Genomic DNA, 16648 nt, shown 5'->3' with positions numbered 1-16648 from the left:
TTTCTTTTTCCGCCTGATGCGGTTATTCCTTCCCAAGAAGGTAATCAATAAACTGCTGTGCAGTTCTTCCCGACATTCCCCCGTGACTCAGTTCCCATTTATTGACTTCCAATAAAAGTTCTTCTTCCGGCATGGAAATATGGTTCCGCTTTGCCAGTTCTGTCACGATCTTCTGGAATGCCTTTTTAGCCGGAGAGGCAAAATAAATCTTGACACCGAATCTTGCCACAAGAGACAGTTTTTCCTGCACCGTATCGTTTGTATGCAGTTCTTCATCCCGATCCTGTTTGTCACGGAAAGTCTCCCTCACCAGATGCCTTCTGTTGGAAGTTGCATAGATCAGAATATTGTCCGGTTTTTTCTCCAGACCTCCTTCGATCACGGCTTTCAGATACTTATATTCGATTTCAAATTCTTCAAAAGAGAGATCATCCATGTAAATAATAAATTTATAGTTTCTATTTTTAATCTGGGCAATCACCTCGTTCAGATCCTGAAACTGATGCTTATATACTTCGATCATGCGAAGCCCCTGATCATAATACTGATTTAAAATTGCTTTGATGGAAGATGATTTTCCTGTCCCTGCATCTCCGTAGAGCAGACAGTTATTGGCTCTTTTTCCCTCTACAAACGCTTTGGTATTATCAATCAGCTTTTGCTTTTCTGCCTCATATCCTACGAGATCATTCAGATGCACATGAGCAATGTTCGTGATTGGAACGATTTCCGCTGCTCCGTCTTTGGTATGTTCCACGCGAAACGCTTTGTGCAGTCCCAGCTTTCCGACTCCAAACTCCCGATAAAACTCCGTCACGCACTGCTTAAACGACTGTACGTCCTCTGCCTGCTCCAGCTCCCTGCTCAGATTACAGATTCTGTCACGGATTCGTTTATTAAAAACAATCCTGTCATCCTGTGTATTTTCATAGTCCAGAAGAAGGGAAAAACAGCCTGCATCCAATACCCGCATCAATGCAGTGAAATCATAATCGAATAATTCTTTAAAAATCCAAAAATCATGCTCTGCCGCCAGATTCAGGCTTCCTTTTGTCTCTCCCGTGATCTCGCAGGAGGTACTGTAAGCATTTTCATCATTTGCCAGCAGGAAAGTCAGGAAGGTATGCCAGAGATTTCCGAAAAACCCGTGACACTCTGAGAGTTCCAGCAATTCATTCATACAGGAAAAAAGCAGTCCTTTTAAATCCTCCTGATTATAGTATTCATTATCATAATGTTCCATCAGAAATGTCATATCCAAAAGTAACTCTTCGTATTCCATATTTTTATATAAGATCAGTTCATTGGTACGCATCTTCCTGTTCCTCCCTCATACTCATCAATAATTTCCTAAAATCTTCAAGTTCCGCGCTTCTTCTCTGAGCCCCCGGATCGCATTTTTCACACCCGGCTGTTCGAGATTTCCTTCGAAATCCACAAAGAAACGATACTCCCAGCTTTTCCCTTCCACCGGACGGGATTCAATCTTTGTCATGTTCAGGTCATTGTAAATAAAATGCGACAAAATCTGATACAGTGATCCACTCTGGTGCGGAAGTTCAAAACAAATACTGATTTTCGATGCATCCGGCGTAAAAATCTTCTGATTCGTAACAATGATAAACCGTGTCACATTATTAGTCTCATCATTAATATCCTCTGCCAGAACAGAAAGTCCGTATACCTGTGCTGCATATGCACTGCACACTGCCGCCTGCGAGTGATCCTGCTCTTTTAGGACTTTTTTTGCCGCTGCCGCTGTATTGGACACACTGATCTGCTGCCAGTCTCCATGCTTTTCCAGGAAACGGCTTGTCTGCATCAGAGCTTCTGCCTTAGAGTACACACGCTCAATCTGAGAGAGTGTGGTTCCAGGAAGGCCTGCCAGCGTATTTTCGATTGGAAGAAACGTCTCTCCCACAATATAATTTTCAAACTCTACCAACAGATCATATACTTCATTGACTGCTCCAGCAGAAGAATTTTCAATCGGAAGAACTGCAAAATCTGCCGCCCCCTCCTCGATTGCCTCCATGGCTTCCCGGAAAGTCGTCACATGAAAATTGTTCTCATTGTCCGGAAAATATTTCTTCATGGCAGCCTGACTATAAGCTCCTTCCACACCCTGAAATACGACACGGACATTCTGCTTATCAAGCAACTCCATCTCAATAAACGGAAGTCTTCCCAGTGCACCCGCCTCCACAAGCTGCTGATACTGCAATTTCCGGCTCATACTCATCAGCTGTGCGTACAGCTCCTGAATCCCCTTCTTGTTAAACTCACCGTTCACCTTGGATGCCACATCCAGAAGTTTTTCATGTTCTCTTTGACGGTCAAACACTTTTCGCCCTGCGCCGACTTTAAATCTTCCAACATCCTCGCAGACTTTCATTCTTTCTTCATACAGCTTTGCGATCTGATCATCGATCCCATCCAGCTTCTCCCTGAGTTCTTCCAATGTCGCCATTTTTCTTCTCTCCTTGTCCTTTCAAACTTAAGCTGTATTATAATACATTTTTTTCCGATTGTACAATACCTGATTTCTAACTGCATAAATCCGCTCTAAAATGGGCAGTCTGTTGTTATGAAGAAAAAATTTATTTTATGCGGCACCCTCGGCTGGTGCATGGAAATTTTGTTTACAGGACTTCACTCCTTTTTCTCCAAAGATTATACACTTGCAGGAAGAACCTCCATCTGGATGTTTCCAATCTATGGAATGGCATGTATTTTCTCCCCGCTCTCCCAGAAATTAAAGACAAAAAATACCCTTCTGCGCGGCAGTATCTACACTGCTTTTATTTTTGCCGGGGAATTTTTATCCGGTCTGTTTTTAAAGAAACACCGGATCTGTCCCTGGGATTACAGTCGTGCAAAATTCAATATCAAAGGGGTCATCCGTCTTGATTATGCGCCGCTTTGGTTTACCGCCGGCCTGTTCTTTGAAAAATTTTTGAAAAAATTTTAATTTCTTTCCGTTTTAAATGCCATGCACTAAGTAATGAAACCAATGGAATCGTCAATATCACTCCCATTGTGGAAGCAATTCCCTGAATTAACTCGATTCCTATGGAATACATATTGATGATCTGCGTTGTGGAATAGTTATACACATACAAAAATACTAACGTATTAATCGACGTACCTGTAAAAGCTAAAATCAGTGTATTTGACATTGTCCCCATCATATCTTTTCCAACCCGTATCCCCGAAAAAAATAATTCCCTTGCAGAAAGCAGTGGATTGCGAAAGTGGATTTCATTAATAGTAGACGCTATTGACATCGCAACATCCATAACAGCCCCCAGTGCCGAAATCAAAATGCCCGCATACAACAATTCTCCAATTTTAATATTCGTTGTCTGACCTACATACGTCAACTGCTCAATATCTGCAACATTATATCCGGAAATATGTGTCCATTTTCCAAACAGAATTGCCAGTATCCCTGAAATTCCAACCCCCAGTACTGTGCCGACCACAGCAGTCACACTTTTACTTGAAATCCCTCCCAGTAAATACATAGTCACAACCGTCGTCAGAATTGCAACCAGCACTGCTGCCCAAACAGGAGATACCCCTCTGTAGATAAGTGGCAAAAATAGAAATACAATACATACAAATGTAAAAATCAAAGCGACAACGGAATAGACTCCTTTTCTCCCTCCGATCAGACTTAAGGTCAGCAAAAACAGCAAAACAATCATACACAAAATTGCCGTACGGTCATAACTGTAGACGGTAACATACAACGAATCTTCCCCTTCATTCACTTCCGCGATCACCTTCATGCCCTTTTCACAATGTGTTCCGTAAAGATAACCTGAAGAACTGACAGCCTCCACAACTGTTCCACGAAACTTGCCACTTAATAATCGAAGGGAAACCAGTTGATTTCCAATCTGATTTCCCGACTCTGTTGTATTATCTTTTTTTATCTCCACTACTTTTGCTTTTTCAAAGGTTTTTCCTTCTGTTTCATACAGCCCTTCCCGTTCCACTTGATTTAACTGTATCAAAAATGCAGCAAACAGAATCGTAATTCCGAAAATGATAAACTGCCTTCTCCCTTTTTCAGCCAATTCATTTTTGGTCACGCTTTCTCCGAGCCACGAGCACTCCGCCTCCGCAAAGTAACGCTGTTAACATCACGATCACTACCCCTGCAATCGGTACAGCGTCTCCTGTTTTTACCGTTGTTTGTGAAGTCACTGGTTTTTTATTGATACCTTCTGTATGCGTAGTCTGGTCGCTCATAGAACCACTTGTACCTCCGTTTTGTGACTGTCCATTGTCCGGTGAATCACTGGATGACGGTGGGTTTAAATTTTCCTGATGTTTCATCTCCAACTGATCCAATGCTGTTTTCAATGCAGTATATGCATTTGTCAGTGTTGCCGTATCTGCTGCCGGATCTGCATTTACAGTTCTGGCGCCTTCCAGAGCCTGCTGCATTGTTTGATAACTCTCGGTTGTATATTCTTCTGGATTTTTACTCCCAGCTTCTTCAATTAACGCGGAAAGCTGTCCATGATCAACTGATTTCACAAGCATAAACTGTGTATCGATCGGTTCCTGTGTATCTGTGCGATATGTATTCACTGTCAATGTTGTTTCCGTAATGTCTACTACCGAATAAGTCGGAACATCCTGCTGCCATCTGTTGGCAATATAAGTCTGTTGGCGAGGTACCAGATCATAATATTTACTTCCTGATGAAGATCCTGCTGTCAGATACATGATTCCATCAGAATTTACCGCCGTTTCCTGATTCTCTGTCAATTCCATTACTGCTTCCTCATCCATCACCGCATGCAGATATTTCAGATATTTTTGTTCGCCCTCATCCTGTGTATCTTCTGAAATATTTCCCGGTGCCTCATAAAGTGTATCAGGATTTTCTCCCGCATCCATATCTTTTTCCAACTGTTCTTCAAATTCATCATCCGAATATTCCATTTTGAACTGACCGCCTTCTAACATTTTTGTTCTGGAATATGCGTGATCATGTCCTGCCAACACCAGATCAATATCATTTTGTTCAAACACAGGCACCAGACTATAACGCAAATTGGTGATTTCTGGTTCATTGGAATGTTCTGCAGATCCATAAATATCCTGATGAAGTGTTACTATTTTCCATTTGCAATCTGTATTTGCCGCTACTGTGGATTCAATAAACTGACGATGTTCCTCCACATTTGTATCCTGCGTATTTAAAATCATAAACAGGGCGTCCCCATATGTGTAGTAATAATCTCCGCCTACTGTTCCATTGTCGCCAAGAGAACTGCTGTTTGCCGGATTAAAATGATACGTATAATTGGCATTGTCTGCATCATGATTTCCTACCGTTGTTGCGACGGGTACACTTTTCATAAGATCCGGACTCAAATATCCTGCATATTCTACCTCACTGATTGTTGTATCCTGCACTTTTTTGGCATTTGTCTGAATCTGATCCCCAGAAGAAAGAACAAAGGATGCCAATCTGTTTGTTTTTTCATATGCTTTTGTCAATGTATCATTCCAGTTAAAGGTATCATTTCTAACTGCTTCTGACTGTGCTGCCGCAAAGGATGGTTTTAAAATATCCTCCGGAGTCTTTGCTTTTTCCGGATTGGAAGAACCAATCTGCGGATCTCCTACGAAAATAAAGGAAAAGGAACTTGTATCTGCATCCGTAGTAAAGGAGCAAATCTCTTTTCCGCTCACCTGATAATAGTACGTAGTTCCGGGCTTCAAATCCTTTATCACCACTTTGCTGCTCTTATAACCTGTCTGCGCCGGACTTTCTGATACTGCTGCACTTTGCCCATCGCTTAGATCCGGAGTCTGTCCATATACAAAGGATGCCTCTTCCCCTTCTTTCGTATACCATGCAAAATTCATTTCTGTTTCATCGGATCCAGGTGACATGGCGACCTGTGTCCAGTCTGTTTTTATTGTTTCCCATTCCTCACACCATGCATCCCATGCCCCGTTTTGTGCCGCTGGTGTTTTGCTTGCGTCTGTCATTCCATCTGGAGCTGCTGCTGCAGATACTGATAATGGCTGGTAAAGCAGTATGGCGGAAATCAACACCGCAATGACTCTCTTCTTCATTTTACATTTCTCCTTCTTTTTTCACTTTTGCATTGGTATTATAACACCTGATTTTTTTGTTTTAAGCTTCTTTACAAACCATTAACAAATTTTAAATTACAATTTACGCTTTCTGTCCAGATTTTTTCTGCTTCTTTCTTAATTTTCATATGAATTCTCTGTTGAAAAAACTCACAGTTTAGTATATGATGATTGAAGAGATTTTGCATAGGGAGGTACATCGAAATGAATACAGTTGATTGTATCAAAAGCCGCAGAAGCATCCGCAGATTCAAACCGGATTCTGTTAAGCATTCATTGATTGAAGAGATCGTTTCCGCAGCTTCTTTTTCCCCATCCTGGAAAAATACTCAGATTACCCGTTATATCGCAATTGAGGATCCTTCCCTTCTGGGAAAAATTGCTGATGACTTTACCCCATCTTACAATTCAGATATCATCCGCCAGACACCGGTTTTGATTGCTGTCACTTATATCAAGGGACGGTGCGGTTTTGAGCGCGACGGCTCTTATACCACTGGAAAAAAAGACCGCTGGCAGATGTTTGATGCCGGTGTGGCCTGTCAGACGTTCTGTCTGGCTGCGCACGAATACGGACTGGGTACTGTCATTATGGGCGTATTTGATGAGAGTGGAATTTCCAGTCTTCTGGACATTCCAAAGGAACGGGAACTGGCTGCATTGATTGCACTTGGATATCCTGATATCGAGCCATCTGCACCAAAACGCAAAACTGTTGAAGATTTATTACAATATCGATAATCAGATTCTGCTCTCAAACAAGATCTGATTTACAAGGAGGTTACATATGAGACATTTGATGAGTCCTCTGGATTTTTCTGTAGAGGAACTGGAAACACTGTTAAATCTGGCGGGAGACATTGAAAAACACCCGGAAAAATATGCACATGCATGTGAAGGGAAGAAGCTGGCTACTTTATTTTATGAACCAAGTACGCGTACACGTTTAAGCCATGAGGCTGCGATGCTCAATCTGGGCGGAAGCATCATGGGATTTTCTTCCGCAGATTCCAGCTCTGCCTCAAAAGGAGAGAGTGTTTCAGATACGATCCGCACCGTTTCTTGTTATGCAGATATCGTTGCTATGCGCCATCCAAAGGAAGGAGCGCCGATGGTTGCCTGTAAGCACGCTTCCATTCCTGTCATCAACGCAGGAGACGGAGGACATCAGCATCCAACCCAGACACTGACTGACCTTTTGACTATCCGTTCCGTAAAAGGACGCCTTGATCATATGACGATCGGACTTTGCGGAGACTTAAAATTCGGACGTACCGTACATTCTCTGATCCACGCTCTGGTGCGCTATGAGGGAATCAAATTTGTTTTGATCTCACCGGAAGAATTACGTCTTCCAAGCTATATCCGTCAGGATGTTCTGGATAAAAACCATATCGAATACAAGGAAGTTGTCCGTCTGGAAGACGCCATGCCGGAACTTGATATCCTATACATGACACGTGTACAAAAAGAACGTTTCTTCAACGAAGAAGATTATGTCCGCATGAAAGATTTCTATATCCTGGACAAAAAGAAAATGCAGCTGGCTCCTTCCGATATGTTTGTACTGCATCCACTGCCACGTGTCAACGAGATTTCTGTGGAAGTAGACGATGATCCGCGAGCAGCTTATTTCAGACAGGTACAGTATGGTGTTTATGTACGTATGGCACTGATTCTGACACTGCTTGATATTCATGTAGAGTAACAAAAATTTGTTTCGCATAAAGAAAGAAGGTATCTAATTTGAAAAATACATTGAACGTAGGACGTATTTCTGAAGGTTTTGTTCTGGATCACATCGAAGCAGGAAAAAGTATGGATATTTACAAATATCTTCACCTCGATAAACTGGACTGCTGTGTTGCGATCATCAAAAATGCCCGCAGCAGTAAAATGGGAAAAAAAGACATCATGAAGATCGAGTGTCCGATCGATTTTATGGACCTTGATATTCTCGGATTTATCGACCACAATATCACAGTCAATATTATCTCCAATGAACAGGTCGTCGACAAAAAAATCCTAAGACTTCCAAAAGAGATCACCAATGTGATCCGCTGCAAAAATCCAAGATGTATCACATCCATCGAACAGGAACTGGATCACATCTTTGTCCTGACAGATGAAGAAAACCAGGTATATCGTTGTAAATACTGTGAGGAAAAGTATTCCGGAAGATAAACAAAAAAACAAACGGGAACGTGGTTTTTACAGATCACGTTCCCGTTATTTATCTCAAAATTCTATGGCAGTATATGTCCCGCACTTAAATATAACTGATACCATTCTTCTCTGGTCAGCCGGATATCTGCCGCCAGCGCGATCTCCCGCAATCGCTTCAGATTGGTCGTACCTGCTACCATCTGAATCTTTGCCGGATGTCTGAATATCCATGCAGATGCGATACCAGTCTTTGTTGTCCCATATTTTTCCGCAAGATCCGCCAGCACCTGATTTAATTCCGGATATTTCTCACTGTCAACAAATACCCCTTCGAAAAATCCATACTGGAACGGAGACCATGCCTGAATCGTCATATCATGCAGTCTGCAAAAATCCAGCACGCTGTTGTCTCGGTTGACGGCACCATCTGTCAGCATATTTGCCTCAAGTCCTGATGCAACCATGTTAGAAAACGGAATACTGAACTGAAGCTGATTGACAAGAAGATCCTGTCTCACACATTTTTTCAAAAGCTGGATCTGCATCGGCGTATGATTGGAAACACCGAAATGTCTCACCTTTCCGGATCCCTCCAACAGATCAAATGCTTCTGCCACTTCTTCCGGCTCCATCAGTGCATCCGGTCTGTGAAGAAGCAGGATATCCAGATAATCAGTACGCAGCCTGCGGAGAGATTCCTCTACCGACTGCAAAATATGTTCTTTGGAAAAGTCATACATCACACCCGGTACAATCCCGCATTTAGACTGCAGGATGATATCTTCTCTGCGAAATTCTGTCTGCTCGAATACACGTCCGAACAGAGATTCGCATGCCCCTTTTCCATAAATATCCGCATGATCAAAAAACTGAATTCCCAGTTCCAGACAGGTATGGATATACTCATCCACCTCTGTCTCATCCATTCCCTGAATACGCATACATCCAGCTGCAACTACCGGAACTTCCAGCATACTTTTTCCAAGCATCTGCCTTCTCATCATGTGCCTCCCTTCTAGCACTCTTCTGCTATTTTATAAATCAATCGCTCTGTATCTTCCCATCCAAGACACGGGTCTGTAATGGACTTTCCGTAAATCTGGTCTGCCCCGATACTCTGACATCCTTCTTCCAGATAACTTTCAATCATCACACCTTTGATCAGCTCTTTTAATTTTGTATTGTAATTCCGGCTGTGAAGCACCTCACTGACAATGCGGATCTGCTCTTTGAACTGCTTGTTGGAATTTGAATGATTGGCATCGACGATCGCTGCCGGATTGGCCAGATGTTTCTCTCCATACATCGCCTGAAGACGGATCAGATCCTCATAGTGATAATTTGGATTACAAGTACCATACTTGTCCACTCCGCCGCGCAGAATCACATGTGCCAGATCGTTTCCATCTGTCGTTACATCCATGCCTCTGTAAATAAAAGTATGGGAACTCTGTGCCGCGATCACAGAGTTGAGCATCACAGAAAAATCACCACTGGTCGGATTTTTCATCCCCACCGGAATATCCATACCGCTGGCCGTCAGTCTGTGTTGCTGGTTTTCAACAGAACGCGCCCCGATTGCCTCATAAGATAAGATATCATCCAGATAGCTTCTGTTCTCCGGATACAGCATCTCATCCGCGCTTGTCAGTCCGCTTTCTTCTATGGCACGGATATGCATCTTACGGATCGCAATAATTCCAGCCAGCAGATCCGGCGCCTGATCCGGTTTTGGCTGATGAAGCATTCCTTTATATCCCTCACCTGTTGTCCTTGGTTTGTTCGTGTAGATCCGCGGAATAATCATCAGGCGGTCTGATACTTTTTCATTCACTTTTGCCAGCCTGCTTATATATTCACACACGGAATCTTCATTGTCTGCGGAACATGGCCCTACGATCACGACAAACTTGTCTGACTTTCCTGTAAAAATGTCCCGGATTTCAGCATCCCTTTTTTTCTTGATTTCTGTAAGTTCCTTTGAAAGCGGATACTCTGCTTTCAATTCTGCCGGAAGCGGCAGCGTTGTATTGATTCTCATTCCCATACTCTTTTCCTGCCTTGTATAAAATCTCTGTTCATATGCAAAATGCTGCCGCAAAGCGACAGCATCAAATTAAGCAAAACGATAAGCCGGGTTATGTCATTGGACAATCATCTATCTAGACCTGACGTTGCCGTCAGGTTCAAGCAACCTACCTAAAGCGCGACGGGCAGCCGCATAGCTTTTATTCGGTCTTGCTTCGGATGGGGTTTACATGTGCCCCTTCTGTTACCAGAAGGGCGGTAGTCTCTTACACTGCCTTTCCACCCTTACCTGCACAAAATACAGGCGGTTTATTTCTGTTGCACTGGCCTTGGAGTCACCTCCACCGGACGTTATCCGGCATCCTGCCCTGCGAAGCCCGGACTTTCCTCGTCTGCGGCCTTTCGGCGCATGCAGCCGCGATTGTCTGTCTTACTTAACACTGTTCTTCATTATACTATGTCTGACTCTGAATGTCAAACACCTGTCCTTCTGTCTGAATCTCTCGGATTCTGCTTCTATATTCTGTTGTACACGGTTCGTGAAAAAGCCTGTCAAACACTTCATAGGATCCCCAGAAATGCATCGGGAACACATTTTTCGTGTCTGTATGACGCATAAAATAGTCCAGTCCCCAGACATACTGCTCACCCAGACGGAGATCCGCCGGCACAAATGCAACATCGATCGGCTGATCCGGAAGCTCTCCAATCGCCTTCTGATAATCCGCTCTCATCTGCTCGTTATACGACTTTGGTTCTCCTTCCCAGTGCCACCAGTTCAAATCTCCTGCGTGATAAATCACGATTCCCTGATATTCTATCCAGAATGCGACTCCTTCATCTGTAGATGGCAGTGTACGCACCCGGATGCCATTCACACGCCTCTCTTCTTCGGGCGACAGCCGGATTACCTGTTTCTGTTCATCCGGCATCGGCACATCATCAGAAAAAAGATACCAGATGTTCTGTCTCTGACGGCGCAATTTCAAAATGTCCGGATTATAATGATCATAATGTACATGACTCACAAATACAAACAATGTTTTTTCCGGATCCATTTCGGGGAGACTGCCCTGATAATAATCAAACAAAAGCAGGGCATCCTCCATCTCCAGAAGAAATCCACTGTGTCCGAGATATGTCACCCGCATCATACGTTCAACATCTCAATCGCACGTTTTAATTCCGGAAGAATAAATTCCAGTGCTTCCTTTGCCTCTTTGGCATCTCCCGGAAGATTTACCATCAGCGTCTTTTTGCACACACCTGCCGCACTGCAGTCCAGAACCGCCTGCAGAGAATCCCGGTTGCGGAATGCACGCAGTGTCTCCGGGATCCCCGGAAGAAGGCGTTCTGCCACATCCATCAGTGCATATGGAGCACAGTCGCTCTCGAGATGTCCTGCTGCTCCTGTTGTCAGAACCAACTCTGCGGTCTGCTCCTCTGCCACTCTTTTTAATACCGATGCCGCCACTTTCCGGTCTTTCGGGATCACACGCACGGCAGCAGTCTCAAACCCGGACTGTTCCAGCAGTTTCTTTAAAACCATCCCTGCCGCACTTGCCTTTCTTGCTTTATAACTTTCTGTATCCAACGTAAAAATAGCCGCTTTCATAGATTCGTACCCCTTTCTTGTACTCCGGTCTCAACTAAATTCTGTAATGCAGAGAACACTCCGCCGCTTTATTGTACCACATCTGAGAATAAGAGTCCAAGCATCCGGCAGAAAAAAACAAAAAAATCAGATAATAATGCAGACCAGCCCTCCATTACTGTCATTGACGATCTTCTGCATCGTATCCTGGAGCTTCACCTGACTCTCCTCGTTGATCATATTGATCTTATTGCGCATCCCATCCAGCACCAGCTCTTCTACAGATTTTCCAAATATGTTGGTTCCCCATACTCCCTCCGGAGTCTCACTCTCTGCTTTGATATATTCCACCAGATCCTGTGCCTGCTTTTCACTTCCCACGATCGGTGCGATCTCAGTCTCAATATTGGCACGGATCATATGAACAGACGGAGCCTCTGATCTGATCTTCACACCATATTTACTGCCCTGTTTGATGATCGCAGGCTCATCTAACAGAATTTCCTCTTTCTTCGGGCTAACTACACCGTATCCTTTCATTTTCACATCGGCAAACGCATCTTTGATCTGTGTATATTCCTCTTTCATTGCGGCAAGTTCTTTCATCGCTGCGATCAGTTCATATTCTCCCTGAATCTTCGTCCCTGTCAGTTCACTGAGCACCTCATAATAATACTTCTCCTTCAAGTCCATCTGGATCTTTACGATTCCCGTATCCATTTCAATCTGAGAGATCCTGATCTTCTCTATGTACTCGCTGTCACTTACCGGTACCGCCTCTGCCACACTTCGAATGTCATCCATTCCATCCAGCAGATTTCTTACACTGGAGAGCACCTCGCTTTTTACCGGGTGATCCTTTGGCAGCATTTCCACCCACTTCGGAATATAAAATTCTGCTTCTGAAATTGGAAACTCATACAACACCTGCCGCATGATCTGATTAATATCTTCTGTCCGAAGCTGCGCACAGTTGACCGCAAGAACAGATACTCCGTACTTTTCCTCCATTTTCCCCTGAAGACTTTTTGTTTCTTCGCTGTATGGCTTCTGTGTGTTCAAAAGGATCAGAAACGGCTTTCCGATGGATTTCAATTCCTGAATGGTCTTTTCTTCTGCCAAAATATAATTTTCTCTCGGAAGCTCTCCGATACTTCCATCTGTTGTGATAACCAGCCCAATTGTCGCATGGTCATGAATCACCTTCTGTGTCCCGATCGCTGCCGCTTTTGTAAAGGGGATCTCATGTTCAAACCATGGCGTTTTCACCTGACGTTCCACATCGTTTTCTATATGACCGCTCGCCCCGTCTACCATATATCCGACACAGTCGATCAGTCGGATCTTAACTTCCACGTCTTCGGACAGTCTGACAGATGCCGCATCTTTCGGAACAAATTTCGGCTCTGTTGTCATGATCGTTGTTCCGGAAGCTGACTGCGGAAGTTCGTCTTTTGTCCGCTCTTTTGCATGTTCATCCGTCATATTCGGCAGCACGAGAAGATCCATGAACCGCTTGATAAATGTTGACTTGCCTGTCCGAACCGGACCTACAACTCCAATATAGATTTCCCCGTTGGTTCTTGCTTTCATATCCTTGTATACCTGAAATGCATCCATAAAAAATACCCCCTTGTTCTGCTGATACCAATCTATGCAGAAACAAAGGGGATTATTCCGGCTCTGTTCTCTTGAATTAAAAAAAACTATACTGTCTCATCCGGCCACGGCAGCACGGAATGCTCACTTTTTGATTCTCGAAGCATCAGTTCATCCACTGCCTGTGCAGCACTCTTGTTTTCAAACAGTACTTCATTGATCTGCTCCACAATCGGCATGGACACCTCATATTTCTCTGCCAGCTTTCTGGCTGCCTTTGCAGAATACACACCTTCGACTACCATCTGTACTTCATCCATGGCCTCCTGCATAGTCTTCCCCTGTCCCATAAGATATCCGGCTCTGCGGTTTCGGCTGTGTACACTTGCGCAGGTCACGATCAGATCTCCGATTCCGGTCAGCCCGGTAAATGTCTCGAGCTTTCCGCCCATTTTTACGCCCAAACGCGCAATTTCCGCAATTCCTCGAGTGATCAGCGCAGCTTTTGTGTTATCTCCATAACCAAGTCCGTCTGCAATTCCCGCTGCCAGAGCGATCACGTTTTTCAATGATCCTCCCAGCTCAATCCCCAGAATATCCGGACTTGTATAGACACGGAACACCTTACTCATAAATGCAGACTGCAGGTACTCAGCCGTCTTTCTTGTCGTCGCACCGATCACACAGGTTGTCGGCAGCTTTCTTCCGACCTCTTCCGCGTGGCTCGGTCCGGAAAGAACTGCTACATCCGCCTGCGGAATCTCTTCTTTGATCTGCCCGGAAAGTGTCATCAATGTGGTCTCTTCGATCCCTTTTGCCACATCCACGATTATTTGCCCTTCTGCCACATATGGACTCATCTTTTTCGCAGTCGCTCTTGTAAACGGAGACGGAACTGCCAAGACAAGAAAGTCTTTTCCCAGGATTGCCTCTTGTATCTCTCCGGTAATCTGAATTTCCTCGGAGATGTGCACCCCCGGCAGCTTTGTCTTATGCTCTCTTTCTTTTGACAGCATCTCTATCTCGGCGGGATCGATCGACCAGATCGTTGCCTGATTTCCGTTATCATGCAGCAGGACGGAGAGTGCCGTTCCCCAGCTTCCCGCTCCCAACACACCTATATTTGCCATATTCTGCCTCCTTTTTAATCGTCTCTATTTTTTAGAAAACCCGATTTTGTTCTCTGTTCCATTCAACAGTCTCTTTATATTTGCACGATGCCTCCACCATGCCAGTGCCATCAGTAAAAACGTCACCAGATATAATTCGTACACATAAGGCTGCGCCATCGCAAATCCCCCCATCTGCCCGAAACATATCACCTCTGCAAGAAAAATAATTGTTACCAGAAGTGACCCTGCGGAAACATAGCGGGTGACTGCCACCACAAAAATAAATGCAGCAAGTGGGATCGGGACCATCCAGAGCTTGGTGGAAAGCACAAGCCCGGCCAGAACCGCAATCCCTTTTCCGCCTTTAAATTTCAGATAAAACGGATAATTATGTCCAAGTGTGGCACCTGCTCCTGTATACATCGCAAGCAGCGGCAGACAATCGCTGCCACTGAAGATCTGGCGCACCAGAAGAATTGGCAGGACACATTTTAAAACATCTCCCGCAAACGTCATCAGTCCGGCTTTTACTCCAAGCACACGCAGTGCATTCGTAGAACCCGAGTTTCCGCTTCCTGTTTTTCTGATGTCCACATGATTGAGTTTCCCCACAAAATATCCGGTCTGAAACAGACCGAACGCATATCCTATGATAAGACAGATAATTCGTTCCATATCTACTGATCCTTTTCCTTTCTCTCCCGGATAAAGAATTTCAGAGACGTTCCCCTGAACCCGAACGCTTCCCGGATCTTGTTTTCCAGATAACGGGTATAAGAAAAATGCATCAGTTCTTTGTCATTTACAAAGATTACAAAGGTCGGTGGTTTTACCGATACCTGGGTGATATAGTAAAGCTTCAGACGTTTTCCCTTGTCTGACGGCGGCTGCTGCATGGCAACGGCCTCCATCATAATCTCATTGAGCACACCGGTCTGAATCCGAAGTGTCTGGCTGTCAATGACCATATCGATCATATCATACAGTTTATTCAGACGCTGTCCTGTTTTTGCAGAAACATACATGATCTCTGCGTATGGCATATACGCAAGTGTCGTCCGGATATCATTTTCATATTGTTTCATGGTCTTGTCATTCTTCTCAATGGCATCCCATTTGTTTACAACGATGATCACACCCTTTCCGCGCTCATGTGCGATCCCGGCAATCTTGGCATCCTGCTCTGTAACCCCTTCTGTGGCATCGATCACCATCAGCACCACATCCGCTCTCTCTACTGCCGTTACAGTACGAATGATACTGAATCTCTCCAGCTCTTCCTTGATCTTATTTTTTCTTCGCAGTCCCGCGGTATCGATAAAAATATATTCTCTGTCCTCGTGTTTGATTGCCGTATCAATGGCATCTCTTGTGGTGCCCGCGATATCTGATACGATCACACGATTTTCTCCGAGAAGCTTATTGACGATCGAAGATTTTCCCACATTCGGCTTTCCGACAATGGCGATCTTCGGACGCTCGTCCTCTTCGGTCTCTCCTGCTCCTTCCGGAAAATGCGAAACCACTTCATCCAGCATATCACCGATTCCCAGTCTGGACGCCGCAGAGATCGGAACCGGATCCCCGATCCCAAGATTATAGAACTCATACACGTCCGGCATAAATTTATCAAAATTATCCACCTTGTTGACAACAAGCACAACTGGTTTTTTAGAACGTCTGAGCATATCTGCCACTTTGGAATCTGCATCCACAAGCCCCTGACGCACATCGGTAATAAACACAATGACATCTGCCGTATCAATGGCAATCTGCGCCTGCTCTCTCATCTGCGAAAGAATGATATCGCTGCTGTCCGGCTCAATTCCGCCGGTATCGATCATCGTAAATTCTTTGTCCAACCATGATACATCCGCATAAATACGGTCTCTTGTTACACCCGGAGTGTCTTTTACGATCGAAATCCGCTCCCCGGCTAATGTATTAAACAGTGTAGACTTTCCCACATTCGGTCTTCCTACAATCGCTACTACTGGTTTACTCATATTTTCAACTACCT

16 protein-coding genes and 1 other RNA gene are annotated in these 16648 nt (G+C 44.4%); 4 read left to right on the top strand and 13 right to left on the bottom strand.

The window, feature by feature from the left end; genetic code table 11:
• Positions 1-22: 22 nt before the first annotated feature.
• Entirely contained in the window at positions 23-1315 is a 1293-nt protein-coding gene (locus FXV78_RS14560) for an ATP-binding protein (RefSeq protein WP_004843832.1), read from the bottom strand.
• 24 nt (positions 1316-1339) lie between these two features.
• Entirely contained in the window at positions 1340-2470 is a 1131-nt protein-coding gene (gene pheA, locus FXV78_RS14555; RefSeq protein WP_004843833.1) for a prephenate dehydratase, read from the bottom strand.
• A 117-nt stretch (positions 2471-2587) separates the two neighbouring features.
• On the opposite strand from pheA, the gene FXV78_RS14550 reads away from it, so the two are divergent.
• Entirely contained in the window at positions 2588-2971 is a 384-nt protein-coding gene (locus tag FXV78_RS14550) for a putative ABC transporter permease (RefSeq protein ID WP_039959938.1), read from the top strand.
• Here the strand turns inward: FXV78_RS14550 and FXV78_RS14545 are convergent.
• Both FXV78_RS14545 and FXV78_RS14540 read right to left on the bottom strand, forming a co-directional pair.
• On the bottom strand, positions 2928-4100 hold the full coding sequence (locus FXV78_RS14545; protein ID WP_004843834.1) for a YibE/F family protein: 1173 nt from the start codon (positions 4098-4100) through the stop codon (positions 2928-2930). The two genes, FXV78_RS14550 and FXV78_RS14545, sit on opposite strands and share 44 nt — an antisense overlap.
• Positions 4087-6108, bottom strand: coding sequence for a purple acid phosphatase family protein (locus tag FXV78_RS14540; RefSeq protein WP_004843835.1), 2022 nt, complete (start codon positions 6106-6108; stop codon positions 4087-4089). The genes FXV78_RS14545 and FXV78_RS14540 overlap by 14 nt, the downstream gene beginning before the upstream one ends.
• Positions 6109-6333: 225 nt before the next feature.
• On the opposite strand from FXV78_RS14540, the gene FXV78_RS14535 reads away from it, so the two are divergent.
• The 3 genes from FXV78_RS14535 to FXV78_RS14525 are packed head-to-tail and all read left to right on the top strand — an operon-like array spanning position 6334 to position 8313.
• Positions 6334-6870, top strand: a complete 537-nt coding sequence (locus FXV78_RS14535; protein WP_004843837.1) for a nitroreductase family protein — start codon at positions 6334-6336, stop codon at positions 6868-6870.
• 46 nt (positions 6871-6916) lie between these two features.
• Positions 6917-7837 (top strand): aspartate carbamoyltransferase, encoded by a 921-nt coding sequence (pyrB, locus tag FXV78_RS14530; RefSeq protein WP_039959940.1) that lies wholly within the window; start codon positions 6917-6919, stop codon positions 7835-7837.
• Between the two features lie 38 nt (positions 7838-7875).
• Positions 7876-8313 (top strand): aspartate carbamoyltransferase regulatory subunit, encoded by a 438-nt coding sequence (locus FXV78_RS14525; protein WP_004843839.1) that lies wholly within the window; start codon positions 7876-7878, stop codon positions 8311-8313.
• Positions 8314-8375: 62 nt separating this feature from the next.
• On the opposite strand, the gene FXV78_RS14520 is transcribed toward FXV78_RS14525, so the two are convergent.
• From FXV78_RS14520 to der, 9 genes are all read right to left on the bottom strand, one after another.
• Positions 8376-9296, bottom strand: a complete 921-nt coding sequence (locus tag FXV78_RS14520) for an aldo/keto reductase (protein WP_009244556.1) — start codon at positions 9294-9296, stop codon at positions 8376-8378.
• A gap of 14 nt (positions 9297-9310) precedes the next feature.
• Positions 9311-10342 carry a 3-deoxy-7-phosphoheptulonate synthase gene (locus FXV78_RS14515; RefSeq protein ID WP_004843841.1) on the bottom strand — a complete coding sequence of 344 codons (1032 nt, stop codon included), beginning with the start codon at positions 10340-10342 and terminating at the stop codon, positions 9311-9313.
• Positions 10343-10408: 66 nt separating this feature from the next.
• Positions 10409-10760: RNase P RNA component class A (rnpB, locus tag FXV78_RS14510), an RNA gene on the bottom strand.
• Between the two features lie 18 nt (positions 10761-10778).
• Positions 10779-11477 carry an MBL fold metallo-hydrolase gene (locus tag FXV78_RS14505; RefSeq protein ID WP_004843842.1) on the bottom strand — a complete coding sequence of 233 codons (699 nt, stop codon included), beginning with the start codon at positions 11475-11477 and terminating at the stop codon, positions 10779-10781.
• The gene (locus FXV78_RS14500) at positions 11474-11938 is read right to left on the bottom strand and encodes a MogA/MoaB family molybdenum cofactor biosynthesis protein (protein WP_004843843.1); all 465 of its coding nucleotides are present in this window, start codon (positions 11936-11938) and stop codon (positions 11474-11476) included. The genes FXV78_RS14505 and FXV78_RS14500 overlap by 4 nt, the downstream gene beginning before the upstream one ends.
• 126 nt (positions 11939-12064) lie before the next feature.
• Complete coding sequence (gene spoIVA / locus FXV78_RS14495; RefSeq protein WP_004843844.1) at positions 12065-13537, bottom strand: stage IV sporulation protein A; 1473 nt, start codon at positions 13535-13537, stop codon at positions 12065-12067.
• Between the two features lie 86 nt (positions 13538-13623).
• A complete protein-coding gene (locus FXV78_RS14490) occupies positions 13624-14646 on the bottom strand; it encodes an NAD(P)H-dependent glycerol-3-phosphate dehydrogenase (protein WP_004843845.1) in 1023 nt (340 codons plus the stop codon).
• Between the two features lie 24 nt (positions 14647-14670).
• Positions 14671-15303 (bottom strand): glycerol-3-phosphate 1-O-acyltransferase PlsY, encoded by a 633-nt coding sequence (gene plsY / locus FXV78_RS14485; protein ID WP_004843846.1) that lies wholly within the window; start codon positions 15301-15303, stop codon positions 14671-14673.
• A 2-nt stretch (positions 15304-15305) separates the two neighbouring features.
• Entirely contained in the window at positions 15306-16634 is a 1329-nt protein-coding gene (gene der / locus FXV78_RS14480) for a ribosome biogenesis GTPase Der (RefSeq protein WP_024852426.1), read from the bottom strand.
• Between the last annotated feature and the right edge of the window lie 14 nt (positions 16635-16648).

Origin of the sequence: Mediterraneibacter gnavus ATCC 29149 (genome assembly GCF_008121495.1) — a bacterium.
GTDB lineage: Bacteria > Bacillota > Clostridia > Lachnospirales > Lachnospiraceae > Mediterraneibacter > Mediterraneibacter gnavus.
The sequence above is the reverse complement of the archived record's forward strand: the minus strand, read 5'-3'. Positions and strand labels throughout refer to the sequence as shown.